Annotated in this window: 16 protein-coding genes; 9 read left to right on the forward strand and 7 right to left on the reverse strand. The window is 39.9% G+C overall.

What is annotated here, in order from left to right; genetic code table 11:
- The first annotated feature begins 178 nt into the window (after window positions 1-178).
- A complete protein-coding gene (locus AC0VYI_RS13130; RefSeq protein ID WP_475443419.1) occupies window positions 179-469 on the forward strand; it encodes a hypothetical protein in 291 nt (96 codons plus the stop codon).
- Window positions 470-675: 206 nt separating this feature from the next.
- Window positions 676-945 carry a hypothetical protein gene (locus tag AC0VYI_RS13135; RefSeq protein ID WP_475443421.1) on the forward strand — a complete coding sequence of 90 codons (270 nt, stop codon included), beginning with the start codon at window positions 676-678 and terminating at the stop codon, window positions 943-945.
- A gap of 428 nt (window positions 946-1,373) precedes the next feature.
- Here AC0VYI_RS13135 and AC0VYI_RS13140 read toward each other — a convergent pair whose 3' ends face one another.
- Window positions 1,374-1,583: a helix-turn-helix domain-containing protein gene (locus AC0VYI_RS13140; RefSeq protein ID WP_265218613.1), complete on the reverse strand. Its 210-nt coding sequence runs from the start codon at window positions 1,581-1,583 to the stop codon at window positions 1,374-1,376.
- A gap of 92 nt (window positions 1,584-1,675) precedes the next feature.
- Between AC0VYI_RS13140 and AC0VYI_RS13145 the strand changes: the two genes are divergently transcribed.
- The 5 genes from AC0VYI_RS13145 (at window position 1,676) to AC0VYI_RS13165 (ending at window position 6,168) form a co-directional block, all read left to right on the forward strand.
- Window positions 1,676-2,176, forward strand: coding sequence for a hypothetical protein (locus AC0VYI_RS13145; protein WP_475443423.1), 501 nt, complete (start codon window positions 1,676-1,678; stop codon window positions 2,174-2,176).
- Between the two features lie 5 nt (window positions 2,177-2,181).
- On the forward strand, window positions 2,182-2,481 hold the full coding sequence (locus AC0VYI_RS13150; protein ID WP_475449818.1) for a DEAD/DEAH box helicase family protein: 300 nt from the start codon (window positions 2,182-2,184) through the stop codon (window positions 2,479-2,481).
- A gap of 129 nt (window positions 2,482-2,610) precedes the next feature.
- Entirely contained in the window at window positions 2,611-4,143 is a 1,533-nt protein-coding gene (gene istA, locus AC0VYI_RS13155; protein WP_475443424.1) for an IS21 family transposase, read from the forward strand.
- A 10-nt stretch (window positions 4,144-4,153) separates the two neighbouring features.
- The gene (gene istB / locus AC0VYI_RS13160) at window positions 4,154-4,876 is read left to right on the forward strand and encodes an IS21-like element ISVch3 family helper ATPase IstB (protein ID WP_475443426.1); all 723 of its coding nucleotides are present in this window, start codon (window positions 4,154-4,156) and stop codon (window positions 4,874-4,876) included.
- A gap of 68 nt (window positions 4,877-4,944) precedes the next feature.
- Window positions 4,945-6,168 (forward strand): DEAD/DEAH box helicase, encoded by a 1,224-nt coding sequence (locus AC0VYI_RS13165; RefSeq protein WP_475443427.1) that lies wholly within the window; start codon window positions 4,945-4,947, stop codon window positions 6,166-6,168.
- 69 nt (window positions 6,169-6,237) lie between these two features.
- On the opposite strand, the gene AC0VYI_RS13170 is transcribed toward AC0VYI_RS13165, so the two are convergent.
- Window positions 6,238-8,739 (reverse strand): helicase-related protein, encoded by a 2,502-nt coding sequence (locus tag AC0VYI_RS13170; protein WP_475443429.1) that lies wholly within the window; start codon window positions 8,737-8,739, stop codon window positions 6,238-6,240.
- 200 nt (window positions 8,740-8,939) lie between these two features.
- On the opposite strand from AC0VYI_RS13170, the gene istA (AC0VYI_RS13175) reads away from it, so the two are divergent.
- Complete coding sequence (gene istA, locus AC0VYI_RS13175) at window positions 8,940-10,472, forward strand: IS21 family transposase (RefSeq protein ID WP_475443430.1); 1,533 nt, start codon at window positions 8,940-8,942, stop codon at window positions 10,470-10,472.
- Between the two features lie 9 nt (window positions 10,473-10,481).
- Window positions 10,482-11,222 carry an IS21-like element helper ATPase IstB gene (gene istB / locus AC0VYI_RS13180; protein ID WP_475443432.1) on the forward strand — a complete coding sequence of 247 codons (741 nt, stop codon included), beginning with the start codon at window positions 10,482-10,484 and terminating at the stop codon, window positions 11,220-11,222.
- A gap of 64 nt (window positions 11,223-11,286) precedes the next feature.
- On the opposite strand, the gene AC0VYI_RS13185 is transcribed toward istB (AC0VYI_RS13180), so the two are convergent.
- From AC0VYI_RS13185 to AC0VYI_RS13205, 5 genes are all read right to left on the reverse strand, one after another.
- Complete coding sequence (locus AC0VYI_RS13185) at window positions 11,287-11,907, reverse strand: DEAD/DEAH box helicase (protein WP_475443433.1); 621 nt, start codon at window positions 11,905-11,907, stop codon at window positions 11,287-11,289.
- A 72-nt stretch (window positions 11,908-11,979) separates the two neighbouring features.
- On the reverse strand, window positions 11,980-12,366 hold the full coding sequence (locus AC0VYI_RS13190) for a hypothetical protein (RefSeq protein WP_475443434.1): 387 nt from the start codon (window positions 12,364-12,366) through the stop codon (window positions 11,980-11,982).
- A complete protein-coding gene (locus AC0VYI_RS13195) occupies window positions 12,363-14,423 on the reverse strand; it encodes a hypothetical protein (protein ID WP_475443436.1) in 2,061 nt (686 codons plus the stop codon). The genes AC0VYI_RS13190 and AC0VYI_RS13195 overlap by 4 nt, the downstream gene beginning before the upstream one ends.
- On the reverse strand, window positions 14,420-16,438 hold the full coding sequence (locus tag AC0VYI_RS13200) for a hypothetical protein (RefSeq protein ID WP_475443437.1): 2,019 nt from the start codon (window positions 16,436-16,438) through the stop codon (window positions 14,420-14,422). The genes AC0VYI_RS13195 and AC0VYI_RS13200 overlap by 4 nt, the downstream gene beginning before the upstream one ends.
- Window positions 16,431-17,975: a hypothetical protein gene (locus AC0VYI_RS13205; RefSeq protein WP_475443438.1), complete on the reverse strand. Its 1,545-nt coding sequence runs from the start codon at window positions 17,973-17,975 to the stop codon at window positions 16,431-16,433. Before AC0VYI_RS13205 ends, AC0VYI_RS13200 begins: the two co-directional genes overlap by 8 nt.
- Between the last annotated feature and the right edge of the window lie 54 nt (window positions 17,976-18,029).

Genomic DNA, 18,029 nt, shown 5'->3' on the forward strand with positions numbered 1-18,029 from the left:
TTTAAATATAAAATAAAAAACAAATTAAACTCAAAAATATCAGTGGTAGAATTCAAAAAATCATTAAATGACTAATTTGAATTCATTTTAATGTTAAATTAAGTAACGTTGAATTTACAGTAAAGTGGTTGTAATCTGGCCCTGACATAATCAAAACAATCATTCAGGAGCAACTAACATGAATAATGACCTACATTTCCCTTCCCTTTGTTCTGCAAGCAAAACTGCCACAGGAGAAGCGCTGAAACTACATGATGCCGAAATGAAAATTTTAGCTAGCGGGCCCATGGGTATGCAACGACTTGCAACAATGAGAGCACTAGACCTACAAGAAAACATACCAGATCTTTCTAATGAAGATGCTCAAAAAATGGGAGCTGGGTATGTGATGCTGAAAGTGCTTGGTGTAAACGGTAGCTTAACAGCTTTAACTCGAAGCGAAGTTCAACGGTTAGAGGCTAAGGAGTAATGCATGAGGATCAAGTTTTATTCTCAACGTCATAATGTTGGTCAACATATCCCTCGAGACAAACTCTACGTTGGTATGTTAACCCACCTTAGCTATACCAACTTTGGATATGTTTGGCGTATTACAGCCATAGAAACACCAATACGAAGCTGGAAACGCTTCGTGAAAGCTATGAAAAATAAACTATTTTTAGATAGGAGATAAATATGTTGCATGAACAGGATTACCAAGCAGGTTGGACGACTCCGATCCAACACCCGATTACCGGGAATATGTGTTACGGCGGTGCCGCACGTAATGTAAGAAGCTGGATGGCAGGAGGAAATTGTGGTGTATTTAACATGGGTTATCTAGCAGCGTTTAATACTCTGCAACCGATTATTAACAATTATCAAGCGCAGCTCCAGGATTCGCAGGAAACCAATCTAAAAATGGCATTATTTATTTCCCAGATGCAAGCGAGAAAGTCCTTTTGAGCATAATCTAATGAGACGGTAGGCAACAGTTAATGTTTACCTACTGTCTTAATTCTGAACACAAATTTTCAACCATTTATCTAATCATCCCCTTCCCATATTCAACCTTAATTGAGTCCGCTCAAATAGCGCTTGTTTTGCACAAAAAAAACAACCTTAGCGTACAACAATTTTCGATATCTAAACTGCCCCATATATGGGAGAGCAATGAAATCTCATACTCAGTAATAAAGACTCATACTAAAATGGCAGCGTTCACATCGGTAAGCTGCCATTTCTAAAACGTTTATGTCCAAAAACGAGTTTTTCCAACCGTTAGTTCTTCGCTCATAGTTGTCTGTCCGATGAAGTCCAAACCTATTCATCGAAACTAAAAGATCAGATTAAGTCTAGACTAATACAGAACATCATAGGCAGCAGCTGAATTCTCAATCGGGGATCAGTAGTTTCGTCGAGATATCCATCGACGCAGCGATATCCCACAGAGCTTTTAATGTAACGTTCACTTCACCTCGCTCTATTCGTCCCATATAACTGCGGTCTATCTTAGATTTTGCCGCTAAAGCTTCTTGAGAGATACCTCGCGCTTTGCGCTGACTCCGAATCAGCTCTCCAACCTCTTTTGCTATGTTTCTCATTTTTATATCTCAAAAATGAAATACAATCGCTAATTGCGGACTATATCTCCACGGACTATAATCCGTATTTTTAACAAATCGAGATACTTATTTTGAGATCTAAGCCCATAGCTCACGTTGTCGAGGAGTTCTTCCAAGCAACTGTACAAAAAAAAGCCACTATAAATGACGTACTCAAACACTATGTTGAAAAATACGGCGAAAACAACCCTATTGAAATGAAAAAAGCACGACATGCTATTTATCTTAAAATTCATCGTTTAGTTAAATCAGGTGTATTAGTCGTTGCTTCAAAGAGTGGTAAGAGCACTTATTACGCCCGTGCGAAAAACAAAGAGGAAGCCGATAAGCATAAAAACATACCAATTGCCGTTGTTAAGAGCGAGAAAGATTTACTCTATAAACGTAAAGCTGAACTTGAGTATGAACTTGAATTATGCATTGCAGAAGCCCAAGGCTATGAAGAGATGAAGTCTATATTGCCCACTCAACTTGATTTGTTGACATCTAAGAAAAGTGAAGCAAAAAAGCGAGCGATAACACTAAATGGCTTACTAACCAGCACTCAAACCATATTACATGCACTCTCATGAAGAAAATGCAAAATCTCTCTCTAAGAACTTGGCAAAAGAACTGTTTATCCAAAGCGTTAGAAGTCTATCAAAACGGCCAACAAAACTTCATGTGTGTTGCTGCACCAGGAGCCGGTAAAACAAGATTTTCTGCATCGTTGGCAAAAAGCTTATTAGATACTGACCACATTGATTTCGTTCTTTGCTTTGCCCCCTCTGTAAGTGTGCATATTTCGGAGCATTCCGAACAGCCATTTCGGAATGAACCGAACACCTATTTCGGTTTAATCCGAACGCACATTCCGCGATTATCCGAACACTTTTAGGCGAACTCCGAAATCAGCGTTCGGAATAGCGAAAAGCCCGTTCGGAATGTCCGAAATCCTAATTTTTTCTCTTTTAAATCAATCACTCGCTATTCTTTATCTCTCAAATCAGAAGGTAAGGAAGCGACCATGGCTAAAAAGAGAACTCCAATGAAAAAAATCAAAGAGATATTACGACTCAAATACGACTGCGGTCTGTCCTATCGTCATATCGCTAGTTGCCTCAATGTCAGCCTTGCAACTGTCTCAGAACTTATCGCGCGCTTTAAGCAAAGTCAGATAGGTTGGCCCCTCCCAGAAGACTGTAGCGATACCGATCTCAATCAAGCGCTTTATCACTCAAAGAAAGCCAGTCGTCATAAAGTCATGCCGGACTTCGTTCAGTACGCTGTCGAACTCAGGCGTAAAGGCATGACGAAGATGCTGCTCTGGCAGGAATATCATGAACAATATCAAGAGCAAGCTTACGCTTACACTCAGTTCTGCGAGTACTTCATTCGCTGGTTCAAAACCCAAAAGCGCAGCATGCGTCAGCTTCATGTGGCGGGGGATAAGCTGTTTATTGACTATTGTGGACCTAGGCTTCAGGTGGTCAACCCTGACACAGGCGAAGTGCGAGAAGCGGAAGTGTTCGTGGCGACCTTAGGTGCGTCCAATTACACTTATGTTGAAGCCTTCCCAAGCCAAGGTAAATCCTATTGGCTAGAAGCCCATGCCAATGCGTTCGAACACTTCGGCGGTGTTCCCCAACTTTTAGTCCCCGATAATCTGCGCAGCGCGGTCACCAAAGCGAACCGCTATGAGCCAAGGCTTAATGACAGCTATCAAAAACTGGCGAATCATTATCAAACCGCGGTGATGCCAGCTCGCCCTTACAAACCAAAAGACAAAGCCAAGGCTGAAAATGCCGTGCTCCTAGTGGAACGTTGGATCATGATGCGATTGCGTCACCAAACCTTCCATACCTTCAAAGAACTGAACCTAGCCATCCGCGAACTTATGAATGAGCTAAATCAGCGAGAGATGAAACAGTACGGTGCGAGTCGCCAAGCATTGTTCAACAAACTCGATAAGCCAGCGTTAAAACCATTGCCCAAACAGCGTTATCTGTATACCGAAACCAAACGCGCCAAAGTTGGGCCGGACTATCACATCGAATATCGCCGCCATTATTACTCCGTTCCCCATCAACTGGTCGGCCATCATGTTGAACTGGAAGCCTCTAATCGTCTAGTGCAGATCTACCACCAAGGTAACTTGGTGGCTCAGCACCCACGCAGTCAAAGGGAGCGCGGAAACAGCACACAACCCGAGCACATGCCAAGTCATCATCAATATCAAAAGTGGTCACCTGGGCGCTTGCTCAACTGGGGAGCGAACATAGGACCAGCGACCCGAGAAGTCATTAACAAAATGCTCCACTCCAAGCCTCATCCAGAGCAATCCTATCGTTCCAGTCTGGGGTTGCTCAATCTGAGTAAAGTGCATGGAGAGTCGCGTTTAGAGCAAGCCTGTAACGATGCCTTGATGCTAACAAAACCTAACTACACCTTCATCAGTAACTTGCTTAAAAACAACCGCGAAGGACAACTGGATAAAGGCAAAACGAGCACACCTAACCTTGTTCATAGCAATGTCCGTGGCCCGAACTGTTATCACTAGGAGAAGATAAATGAACGCACTCGACGAGAAACTAAAAACCCTCCGCTTGAGCCATGCAGCGAAAGCACTAGAGCAGCAACAAGAGCAACTGACCACCTACGCAGAACTGAACTTCGAGGAACGGTTAAGTCTGCTTCTAGAAAGTGAGATATTGAATCGTAACCAGACCAAAATCCAACGCTTAAAACGACAAGCCAAGCTAAGAATGGACGCACAACCGAGTCAACTTATCTATAAAGAAAGGCGAAACCTTAACCGAAAACAAATGAGCGAATTACTCACTGGCAGCTACCTACACAAACATCAGAACATCTTGATAACAGGCCCAACGGGCGCAGGCAAAACCTATCTAGGCTGTGCACTGGCAACCAGTGCCTGCGATCAACAACACACCGTTAGGTACTATCGATTAACTCGCTTGCTTGATGACCTAAGTGCAGGTCGTCTCGATGGCAGCTATCAAAAACAGCTTCAGTCTCTGGCTAAAAAAACCTTACTGATCCTCGACGACTGGGGGATGGAAAAACTGACTCAAGAGCACTCAGGTCATCTGCTGGAAGTGCTTGAGGATCGTTACCAAAACAGCAGCACCATCGTCATCAGTCAACTTCCTGTAAAAGAGTGGTACAGCATGATCGACAACGCCACTGTAGCAGACGCCCTAATGGATCGATTGGTACACAATAGTCATCGAATAGAATTAGGAGGTGAGTCAATGAGAAAACTGGCGTAATCCGAACAGTTAGAGTAAAAATAAGGAAAGAGAAAAAAAGTAGGTTCAGGTGTTCGGAATAAACCGAAATGAGCGTTCGCAATCACCGAAATACGCAAAGTGTACAGAACAGCATTCAAGAAACGTTCAGATATATATTAAATGATCGCTTTGATGGCCGAATAGGCGCAAAAGGCTTGGTTATTACCTATCAAGGAATCCAATACACCTACCAAGAACTTGCACATGTCATTAAGAACTATCGTGTTCTAATAATCTCTGATGAAATTCATCACTGTGCTTCTGGGGTAAGTAGCACGTCTAATCAATGGGGGCAGCAATTAGTTTCTTTAATATCAGAAGGCAGTCCATTAACACTAACTTTGAGCGGTACCCCTTGGCGATCAGACAGTACAAAAATAGCGCTTCAGAGCTATTCTGGAGAGCCCCAAGAGCTTGATACAGACTTTGTGTATGGGTTAGGCGATGCAGTTCGGGATAAGGTTTGTAGGAGACCTAGTATAATATTGCTCGATAATAGCGCGATTGATGTTCAGGAGAATTCTCAAAGTCATAAATTTAGCAGTATTCGCCAGGCAATTGAGGCTGAAAAGCTTAAATATAGCGAGCTACTCACTTATCAAGACTCACTAAGTCAGCTCATGACTTATGCCCATGAGGAACTGATTAGAATTAGAGAAAAACACCCTCGTGCCGCTGGATTAGTTGTTGCATCATCAATTGAACAAGCACGGCGGATATCTCAGCTCATTATCACTAATTTTAATGAGAGCTCTATCGTAGTTAGTTATGATCAAATTGATGCTCACGATAACATCAGAGACTTTCAAGGTTCAGAAGTTGACTGGATTGTATCTATCGGTATGGTAAGTGAAGGTACGGATATCCCACGTTTACAGGTCTGTGCTTATCTTAGTAATGTTAGAACAGAACTATACTTTCGCCAAGTACTTGGACGGATTCTACGAATAAACCAAAAGACAGAAGAGCCCTGTTCCATGATAGCGTTTGCAGAACCAAAGCTAATTGAATATTCAGAACGAATTAACCATGACCTACCAGAAGGTTCGATGAGAATAAAAGTCCTCGAAGAGCAGACTATAATAAAAACGGCTGACTCCATCAAATCCACTCAAAAACCAGAAAAAAACGACTTTATTTCTATGAAAACAACGTCATCAAGCCATACACATACATTTGATAGACTTCATGAAATAGCATCAGAAGCATCATATTCAGTTACAATGGCTTTTTGCAAAGACTCATATAGAACAACTATTTTATCGCTGTAAAAAATGAAACTGTCAAATCAAGTTAGCAATTCCCATTATTGTAGATAATGAAGGCTTTGGGTGAGATGATTAATTTGTACTCCCTTCAGTCTTTGAGACAAATATTTTCAAATCGACATCATTTGAATGGGCAGTGGACACCCAGCTAGTGATCAACTGAAATGCCTGAAGCGTTTCACTATTAGCGTTTGAACCTAACGCTAAATTACGAGCAAAATGATCAACCGAGAAACTGTTAGCAGCAACAATCCAAATTTCTTTTCTAACAGAACTAGATTGCCTCCTTTGAGCTATCACTCGCCAAACGTCTTTTAATTTATCCACTCTATCTTGTTGATTTTCCGCCTCAAACCGCTGCCTATTAAACAATCTGATTCTTTCATTCATAAGTTGATCTGAGCCAATTTTTGGCCATGGGTTACTTAACCAACCTAAATTACCAGGTGTCAAAGCCTCATTACCACTAATTAGCATTTCGATGTTTTTAATTGCTTGTGAGCCAACTTGAGCAAGAGCTCCAGCCGATGATTGTGGTGCCATCGTGCCACCACACTTGATATGAACATATACAAGCTTGTTTATTGAAGAAAGAATAAAGTCAGCAGGTTCAGTTCCCATATCGGTATTAAGGACAATATCGGCATTAGGTATATAAGGATTAAACACCCCTAGATCTTCGCGTGTTGGGTTATTCAATCCGTTTGCTTTAAGTTTATCTAATAGAAAAAAAACTGAATTAGGACTAAACTCTTGGTTTGGAACTTGGTATACCCCATCCAATATCCCTTTTTCATCTAAGTTAGCTTCTAGTAGTTCTGGCAAACCAATTACCACATTCGCCAAATTTGAATTCACGAAGTCAAAAGCAGTTTCAACAGGTAATTTCATTTGGTAAAACTTTTCCTCAGCATACCCTACTCCTTTTTCCAATAGCACCTTATGTAAATAGTCAGTTAATAGATCTTTTATATGCTCGCTTGGCTCTGAACCAGCCTCTGAAGAATAAAAAATAGGTTCGTTAACGATAAAGCTTAAGTAAGGTTCGTTAATACTAAGTTCTATTCGAATTCTACTTTCTTCAACATCTTCTACGAGTAAAAATCCATCATTATAATTCTTATAGATAAAATCATTATCGAGTTGATACAAAACCCCATTTATAGACATAGGAATTAAATATGGAAAATTACTAAAATCAAAAATAATACATTCGATATTTAGCGATGTATCAACTTCAATGGGTTTCGCAAAAGTATCAATAAGGGATTTATAGGTTCTTGTATCACCAGATAACGCCTTATCAATCATTTCCAACCAATCATTCATCTCAGCCAGACTGAATGAATGCTCTTTCTGGTCTGAAATCCGTCCAGAATCTACACCCACATAATAGCTGCCAGACACATCATTTAAATTGTCGAACGTATCCAGTCTAGCCGTTGCAAGTCTGTACGATAAATTGGCTTGTTGATCAGCTAATTGATCCAAGTTCGGCCCTTTAATAGCTATACTCTCGGGTCGTTTTCTCGCAGTGCTAACAGACTTACTGCTAGCCTCTTTAGTTATCGCTGACACACCAAGAGACATAACCTGAAACAGCTTATCCTGAGGAATAGCAGAACCAAGCTTTAAGGCTTTGTCTTTCCTAAAAGACCTTCCACGGCTGTCGTAAACGGCAACAATACCATTTGATAACTCTTTTATAAGGGTAATTTCCAATGAAGGCTCAAAGAAGAACTGGTCTTTCAAAAACCTAGAACGATTGAATGCAATAGATAGAATAATACGTATACCGAATGGAGTATCAAACAGTTTAGCCAGCTCGCCACTGTTACTGCTTCGCCAGTAGATCACATCTGACATTAGTTCTATACTGAAATCATCCATGGATTTAAAAAAACAAATTGATGCCGTTGGGATATTTAATGAGCTCTCTGGATTAAATGCATTGAGATCGAATTTACTTAAAAATCTATTTCCATAATAACTAGAGTCTGGAAATGCTTCTAAATATTTTTCAATTAACTTATTTGAGTCTAATGAAAATAAAAATTTTTGAACTGCTGAATCACTATTTAGTGAAGAGTCAAAACGTCTATAATTCTGCCACATATTTTCATTTGAATTCTGCTCTATTTCTACTATTTTTGGCTCAACATCTTCAAAAATACGTACAATACGACCAACGGTTTGCACTAACTCTCTACCGCTATTAACCGAATAAGTCAGAATCAACAGTTTAGCTTGAGGAATATCAACACCTTCATCAAGCTTACGCTGATGAATAATTACTTCATAATTAGAATTTTTTAGATCTGCAGGAACACTGGATTTAACATTCTGTCGTTGGTCATTTGTATACTGTTCATGAATAGCAATTAAATTGAAATCATTATTCAATTTTTCATAATACAATTCTACATCATTAAATCTATTACACTTCACAATGCATTTCGTTTCAGGATGTTCACTTAAAAACCTACGAATATATGAGTTTAATTGTTGAACTCTAATCGATATAAATTCAGGCTCTTTTAGAACTGCATATACCGGAGCAATCCGGACACCCATTCCGATATAACTCGGACACCCATTCCGTTTTTATCCGGACACCTATTACGCTCTAAACCGGACACTTTTTGGCTTTCCCCGGAATCCCTGTCCGGATTAGCGTAAACCCTGTCCGGATTCACCGGAATCCCTTCGTTTTCTCTTTTAAATCAATCGCTCACTACACTTGGTTACACCTAATACGTTGCCAGGAAGTGATCATGACCAGAAAGAGAACCTCAATGACCAATATTAAAGAGATTTTGCGTCTCAAACATGAGTGCCATTTATCCACGCGGCAGATTGCTTCTTGTTTGAATGTCGGCCGCTCTACCGTGTCCGATGTCCTGACTCGTTTCAAACAAAGTGACTATTATTGGCCCCTTGCCAGTGACGTTTCCGATACCGATCTGTCTAAAGCGCTGTATCAAGAAAAACCGGCTAATCGCCTGAAAGTGATGCCGGACTTTGCGTACTTTTTTATCGAACTCAAGCGCAAAGGGGCGACGAAGCAATTGTTGTGGGAAGAATATGTTGCCGAGCACCAAGAGCGCACTTATGGCTACAGCCAGTTCTGCGAGTACTTCCGTCGTTGGCTCGCCACACAAAAACGCAGTATGCGTCAACTCCATACCGCAGGTGACAAGTTATTCATTGATTATTGCGGACCGACTATCCCGATCGTCAATCCGGAAACGGGCGACGTTCGCCACTCACAAGTGTTTGTCGCCACACTGGGAGCGTCTAACTACACCTACGTTGAAGCCAGCGAAAGTCAAAAGCTGGAGCATTGGCTACAGTGTCACGCCAATGCGTTTGAACACTTCGGTGGCGTTCCCGCTTTATTGGTGCCAGACAACTTAAAAGCTGCCGTGACAAAAACAGATCGTTATGAGCCGAAACTCAACGACAGTTATCGTCAGTTAGCGCATCACTATCAAACCGCCATTATGCCGGCTCGTCCCTATAAACCCAAAGACAAAGCCAAGGCCGAAAATGCGGTTCTGATTGTCGAACGCTGGATCATGATGCGCCTTCGTCATCGCACCTTCCATACCCTAAGAGAGCTGAATAATGCGGTTCGAGAGCTGATGAACGCTCTGAACCAACGGCCGATGCAAAAGATTGGCGTGAGTCGCCAAGCCCTTTTTGACACCCTCGATAAACCCGCGTTGAAACCGTTACCGATGCAGAAGTATGTCTACACAGAACATAAACGCGCCAAAGTGGGACCGGATTACCACATTGAGTACGCAAAGCATTATTACTCGGTACCGCATCAGCTTGTGGGTCAATATGTGACGCTGGAAGCGACGTCGCAGATCATACAAATCTTCCATCAAGGTCAGCCCGTCTCGTCTCACCCAATCAGCCGAAAAGACTATGGTCTGAGCACCCACATGGAACATATGCCGAGCCATCATCAACATCAAAAATGGTCACCAGAACGCTTAATCGGATGGAGCAAGCAGATTGGTGTCGCCACCGAAAACGTCATCAAACAACAGATCCTGTCCAAAGCCCATCCAGCCCAAGCCACTCGTCGCTGTCTTGGCATACTGAGTCTCGCGCGCAAACATGGGGATGTCCGCCTAGAGCAAGCCTGTCAGGATGCCTTACTGGTCAACAAACCTTCTCTGCGCTTTATCCGAAATCTGCTCGATCATCATCGGGAAGGCACACTGTCTCTTCCTTCTGACTCGACACCCGACACCCCGCACAGCAATGTTCGCGGGCCACACTGCTACCACTAGGAGAACAACATGAATCACCTGACTGAACAACTCAAAATGCTGCGACTGAGTCATGCCGTTACCGCGTTAGAACAACAACGAGAACAGTTAACCACCTATGGAGAACTGGACTTCGAGCAACGTCTCACACTGCTCCTTGACAGTGAGCTGCTAGGCAGAAATCATGGCAAAATCGAACGGCTCAAACGACAAGCAAAACTGCGCGTAGAAGCCAGCGCCAGCCAACTACTCTACAAAGAAGGGCGTGGACTAAAGCGCATCCAACTAGGAGAACTGTTGACAGGAGGTTACCTGCAAAAGCATCAAAATATCCTCATCACAGGCCCAACGGGCGCGGGCAAAACCTATGTTGCCTGCGCCCTTGCCTCACAGGCGTGCGAGCAACTTTATAGCGTTCGCTATCTGCGCCTGAGTCGACTGCTGGATGACCTCAGCCTTGGCCGCTTAGACGGCACCTATCAAAAACAACTTGCCGCCCTCGCCAAAAAGCAGCTGCTGATACTCGATGACTGGGGGATGGAAAAACTCAGTGCCGATCATGCAGGCCATTTATTAGAGCTTTTAGAAGATCGTTACCAAACCAGCAGCACGATCATGATCAGTCAACTGCCAGTGAAAGAGTGGTACAACATGATAGGCAATGCCACGGTTGCGGACGCTTTACTGGACCGTTTAATCCACAACAGTCACCGCATAGAACTAGGAGGAGAATCGATGAGAAAACTGGCGCAATCCGGACACATGGAGTAAAACTAGAGACTGAGAAAATGAAGAGAAAAAGGTGTCCGGATTAAAACGGTACCGGTGTCCGGAATCAGCGGAATATGCATAGAACTCCGTCTTCGAGGGCTTTTTCAAAAGTATATATGTAACTAGCATCAGCTGTAATATCAAACTGAAAAAGGTCATTACGATAAGGCGTTGCAGTAATAACTATTTTGTGGGCATCAAGACCTCTAACTAATGAGCTCCATACTGGTGACGGCTCTGCATGACCTTCATCAATCATGATTAGATCAATACTCTGCTTCAACTCTTCTAACTTTTCAGGTAAAAGACTTTGTAATTTCTGAAATGTTGAAACATAAATACCATTAATTGTAATATCATCTATATTATTAAATACTGCTTTTAAATGAACATTTTCTCCTACAGCACGCTCTCGAAAAAACTTACCATTAATTTCAGTATAAAGCTGGTCACAAACAGCCCTTCGATGACAAAGAACCAATATTTTATTTTGTCTGGCCTTATGACTAACAACACTAATAACACCAGACTTTCCTGCCCCCGTTGGTAAACTAATCAAACAAGATTTCCGCTCTTCGGCAAGTGGCGTTCTCACATATCTCAATGCCTTTTGGATACTTATTTTCTGACAATCCCTTAGACTATCCCACAAGATATCATTTACACTAAAACCACTAACATTCATAACGCTATCCTTGCTTAGAAATAAAAAAGCGAATTTAATCTTAGATTAACGTAAAAATATGATAACTGGTAATTAATCCATCAACTCCTGAAATTGACCAATATCCAATACTTTACTACCTCTAGCTTTCGCTAATTCCAACTTCAATTCCCAAACTTGGGATTCAAGTGATACAACTTTAACCAATGTTTTATGATATTCAGATTTATAATGATTGTATTTTTCTCTATAGCCTTCTTTACGCTGCTTTTCTTGGCTTAAAGCACTTTTTGAAGTGGCACCACTCTGCTCTTCCAAAACCTTGTTAATGGCATTTACGAGGGATGGCATTCGATCCTTTCGGATTGCAGAAGGTTTATTTCCAGCTTCTTTTGCAACTGCATCTAAAGAGATTCTTGCGCCTTTTTTCTTAAGTCTGTTCAACGCTTCGAAATATTGTTGTTCAGCATTAGTGATCATGAAATTGGCTCCTGTACTGGCTTTTGATGCTTTTCAATCACTTTTAAAAGCTGTTGCTCTTCAAGTTCCATTTGTTTATAGGTTAGAGATCCCTCTGGATAAACGTTTTTAGCTCTTGCAAAGCGGTTTACCATAGTAGTTAATTTCTGAAGGCTATGTGAATCATTGACTGAAAATGTACAAGTTGGGCATGCTCCCACAATTGATAAGCCCATGTTTCCGCAAGGATCTGGGTTAGTACAGATACCGATTGGACCTTCTTTGGCTACAATTTGTCCTTTTTGAAATTTCTTTAAAGTAACATCTCTGTCTGTGGTGATAATTAAAGGAGCGCCTTTATCTTTAGCAACCTGAATCCTGCTCCCTTCACCTCCCCAAAGCATGTCATTTGAGTCCATAACCCGATCTTCCCATAATAGGTACTGGGCAAAACGTCTTTCTTCATCTAAATCTTTTATCAAACTAAGTATGCTAGATGAGTCCTCACTACCACCCAATATATCTTTCGCAAAAAGAGAACCATACTGATAGTAAAGTGTCATTTCTTTTGTAAGGTGTTGGAATTGATACTTTAAACTTCCAAGTGAAACCATACCGCTTCGAGCAGAATACAATGCTAAACTTCTACGTAGTTGATGATTTTTAAACGGCCATGGCTTACCAAGTTCAACACCATGATGCTCAAGATCAACATCATGGTTAATTGCCAAAAGTTCATCAATATCTGATTGCTGTACTATTGAAAAAGACATTTCTCTGAGAAAAATGTATTGATCATCTTTCTTAGAAAGTAGCGGTGCTGACGGATAAGTTCCAACACTTGCATCCGTCCTAGCAGTAGGAGTATTCCACATAGGAAATAATGGGAAGTAGTCTGTACCAACTAATGACTCATCAAACCCAAGCTCAATACAAGGTATTCTTGAAAGCCGTTGAGCAACAGAAAAGGCTTTTTCCACTATGCTAGTTGTAACCCAATTAGTTGCTACGATTGATCCACCACCGATTGTTTTATGGGTATATCCTCTAAGAATTGTAGCTTGACCTCCTTCTACGTTTATTTGTTGATAAGAATTAGAAGGAAGCTTTATCACCTCACCAATTCGCATTCCTGAAAAAGTCATAAGCCAAATTCTAATTCGTCGAGCCACTTCGCATAAATGGTTTTTAAGTTGTTGCCATCCATGAATATTATATTTTTCAATAAAACCTAATAATCCATAACGATCCATTAATGGCGCCCATAAGACTACCGACTTGATACCTGAACTCATTTTTCCTTTTGTTGCGCCGAAGTAATCTTTTTTCCAACCTCCAATACTGTTTCGTTCTCTAAATATATCTACAAATGCGTCAGATAATTCAAAAACCTCCTCTATATCATTTTCAAGATAACTGATCAATCCTGAATAAATACGAGTAGGGATGGGCAAATGTTGTCGTCGTCTTTTTTCTAGACCACGATTACTACCTCTGTAACTAAAGTGGATAATAATTTCAGCGTTGAGTTGATATAGGTAGGTACAATTTAAGTCATAAGTAGTTAATGGATATTGATCATATAACGAAGCCAGTTCAGTCAATATACTGCTATAAGTCATTTGTTGATTGTGGTTAATAGACTTATAGCGTTCTATATGCTCTTTTTTATATTGTATGCCACATATATAATCGAATAATGAAATACCATGATTATATGCTGCTAGAGCTAGCTTATTGACTACTGTCAGAGTTAAAGAGCTAGGCTGTCTGACTACTGGGAAAACCCAACCACGGCAATATTGAACAATTTTGATTTCATAGGTAATTTTCTCAAAGAGAGCTGGATTTAGAGTCGGCTTAGCCCATGAGAGGAAATGCCAATTAGCATTTCTTTTACTTGTCGAGTAACTTCTTAGGTCCCAGTTATCTGATGAAAATTTCGACCTTATTTCACCTGAAGGATTACGAGATATAACAAAATCATCTAGAGGAACATCTGAGTTTTTATTGTGTAAATCTGGTAATGCATCACTTTTAACGCCCATAGTATCAACTGCAATAGAATAAATACTCATAAAACCACTCCTACATCAACTAACGTGTTGAGATGCACCGACCAAAAATCATCGAGTAATTCTTCTTCATTGACTTCAATTCGAATCTTACAAACTAACCTATTTAATAATTCACTTCTATCGCAGATGATATTTAGGATTTCGTCAATACGGTGAATAATTATGCCCCAACGATCACTATAGCCTTGAATGTCAGCTCCAACACCGCGAATAGATTTTATTAAATATTGAAGGCTAAGTAATTTTCGAATATCGGTTTCATCAGTATGTATCGCAAAATGTTTACAGAAGAGGCAGTTTTCAAATTTTTGACAGTCAGGTTCAGGAGCTTCAACTGTGAAATCATCAATACGCTCAGGCTTTAATAGCTCTACACAAGAGCCAGATGGAATTGCTTCCCCTTCTCCTTCCCCAACAATAGAAACTGAAATTGAGTCTTTATCTCGTGTTCTCATTACTGCAGCATTATGTAGATTAGTGAGAAACCCTCCTATTTCAGTAGCAACATCATCCAATGCCTTATCATTATAATGCTTGATGTAAACGGCCTCAGAATTGCTCATCATGGTCGAACTTTTTTCTGTGTCCCCATTAGCTAGATCGTTTATAATTACTGATGAGGTATTTCGAGCATTTCTGCTGTTTACCCATTTAATATCTGGATATAGATGAGCAATTTGTCCCCTAACTCCATTTTCATTATGGTATTTAGGATCGTCTAAAATTGATTTTTTGTTTTTTTGAAGCTTCTTTAAATATATGGATCTTTTAACAATAAAAGGAGTCTTTTGATTTATTTTAGTAGGGCGGATACACCACATCCATTCAGATTCAGCTCCATCTAATATCCATTCTCGAATATTTAAAATTTTTTTCATTGTAGGAACAAAGCGTGCACCAAACTCAGGGAAAACAGGTCTATTTCCAGCTCGTGATTTAAGGCCACTAGTTCTATAACCCTTAGTAGTTGAATCAAATCTCAAAGTATGTATCTTACAATCCAAAACAACCGACTGATTAGTTCTTGTTAAGATACCAAATAAATGTGCCGCAATAGCCATAACTTGATTAGCTAATAATATTTTGAAGGTATCATTATTTATCGACTTATTAACGTCATGAAGATACTGTTTGTACGCACGCTCTGGTAATGGTGAAGTTTTAGAGCTACTTGAAACAAAAATATTTCCATACGTATCAATATCTGATTTTTCCAAAATATGGTTCTGTGTAACAAGATAATTCTTGAAATCTCTACTATACAAAGGGCTACTCTCAATTCCATGCAAATAAGATTTACATCCATATACACCAAACTCTAGCGGTAACTCCAGCTTTTTATAAAGAAAATCATGAACAATATTTATAAAGTTCTCGCATGCCCTTGCATGGCGTTTCAAGCTATCTTTTGTTATAGCACGCTCTCTTCGTCTTCCAGCCCTTGATGCAGATGTTTCTTTGATAGTTATCTGACACAAAGAAGAAACTGCTTTAACGGGGACATCAAATCCTGCTGCAATAGCTTCCTCAAGTAATTTTTTAACATTTTGGGCATAACGAGGCACTAAGGGCTTTAAATTATTATTTTTAACATTTGTATTGATTTGAGTCCGGTGCTTAAGAATTACAACAAAATTTTTGTATGCTTCAACTACAGAGTCAAAAGACTCGAAGTTCACTGGAATATTTTCTCTATCTACATACGAAAAAAATAAAGAAATATTATTAAAATAAACATTCTGATTGCCAGATGATATCATCCTTCCCTTATCAAAAACACGACCAAGAAAATCTAGCCTGTTACTATCTTTTGATGATAAAACGACAGGAAAAACCCCATTTTTATACCTTCCTTTACTAAATATTCTTTCACGGTATGCAAGGCGACCAAAATCAAAATTTCCTCCGTATCTGCCGTTAAAAATAACTTGATCGACTCGAAAAATATCCGTGTCTAAATCTCGATAATCAATATAAACTACATCACGCACAACATAGGATTTTGAGTTATTCACAATTTCTTCCACTAGATTTATCTGCCAAATAAACAATGTGGGCTAAACAATTATTGAGCACGATATCTTTTGATTTATCCAATTCAATTCCACCAAGTAAAGATTCCTCATATGAATCAATCATTTGTTTTCGCCATTCGGCACGATCTCGGAACGCAACATATTTTCTTGTTGTCTCGTCATCATTATGATTCATTCGCTTCATAACTTCTCTAAGAGCATCTTCATACAAAAGTAATGATTGACCTTTTTCTCGACGTATTAAGTTAGATTTATCTATCGCTGTATAAATTTTTTCGATTAAATTAATTCCAAAAGTAGCTCGAATATCATGAAAGGAAAAGTGAGGAAAATAACCGTATTTTTCTTCTAATTTCGGACGTAAAGTGTTTCGTATAAATACACCTATCGCTTCTCCTTCTTTATTAATAGAAGTGCTGTTTCTTTGGGAAACGACACGACTGTCAACATCCTGGTTTATTCTGTCTGTCATCTCCTTTTTGCTTGTATAATAAGGTTCGCCTGATTTTGTCAAAAAGACATAATTTTCATCACAATCAGCATAATAACTCTTTTTTCTAAGTGAGCTAGCTACAGGGCTTTTAATATAAACAAGTAAAGTTTCAACTAGCCAAACAGGAACCCATAGAGTACCCCGTTTATCATTTTTACCATCGATTTCGCTTCCATTTCCATAATTTATTAAAGCATAGCCATCGTTGTTACAGAGGTAATTTTTAAAATATTTAATACGTAACGTAAGAACAGTTTGTAAACGAGCACCGGTATATAGAGAGAATAAGAAAATCAGGAAATAAGCATGATTGTGAATTTTAAGTTCTTCAAAAAGTTGTACCTGATGAATCGGTAGCAGCGGTATACGTTTCCCCCCGCCCATGATTACACCGGGCTTATCAGTATTTCCACGGAAATATCTTATCTTATGATTGGTTTCATTAAATCTGAACCGACTAATTTTTCCCAAAGAGCTAATCGTAAAATGATATCTTTCGCGTTCTTCTAAAATTATCCCTTTTTCAATTAATGCTTTATCCAAAATACCATTTGAAACGATACCTCTATAAAAATTTTGGACGGCACTTTTTCTATTGTTCGCTGTAGAGCCAGCGATTTTTCCGTTATCAACCATATCCTGTAGATGTCGAACAAAGCGAGCTAAAGGGCGACGGCGTTCAGGTACATTGAAGTTTAATGGGTCGAGATTATTCTTTTCTAGAAAACGCCTATATTGAACTAGACCAATAGCAATCTGCCGCACTGTTTTGGGGTTGTATTTCGATGTTAACTTTTGCGCTACTGATATGAGGTATTGATTAGCTAAAGCCCAAGGGTGTCCATCACCTTGCAGAATAACGGGGAAATCTGGTATGAAACCATCAAAGCCTTCTTGTAACTCGTAAAGAGGTTCACATCTTCGTTCTCCTGATTCAATCTCAGATAGACTGAATTCTAAAGTCACGGGGTAAAACTTTTCAATTACTTCAAATGTTGCACCTGAAACCACCTGCTCTTCCATACTAACACTCTACATTCAAATGTGTGTCAGCATTATCACAACTTCAGTATTGAG

This window comes from Marinomonas sp. 63XJN7_9_ISO-PGPR-S23-217 (genome assembly GCF_056173515.1).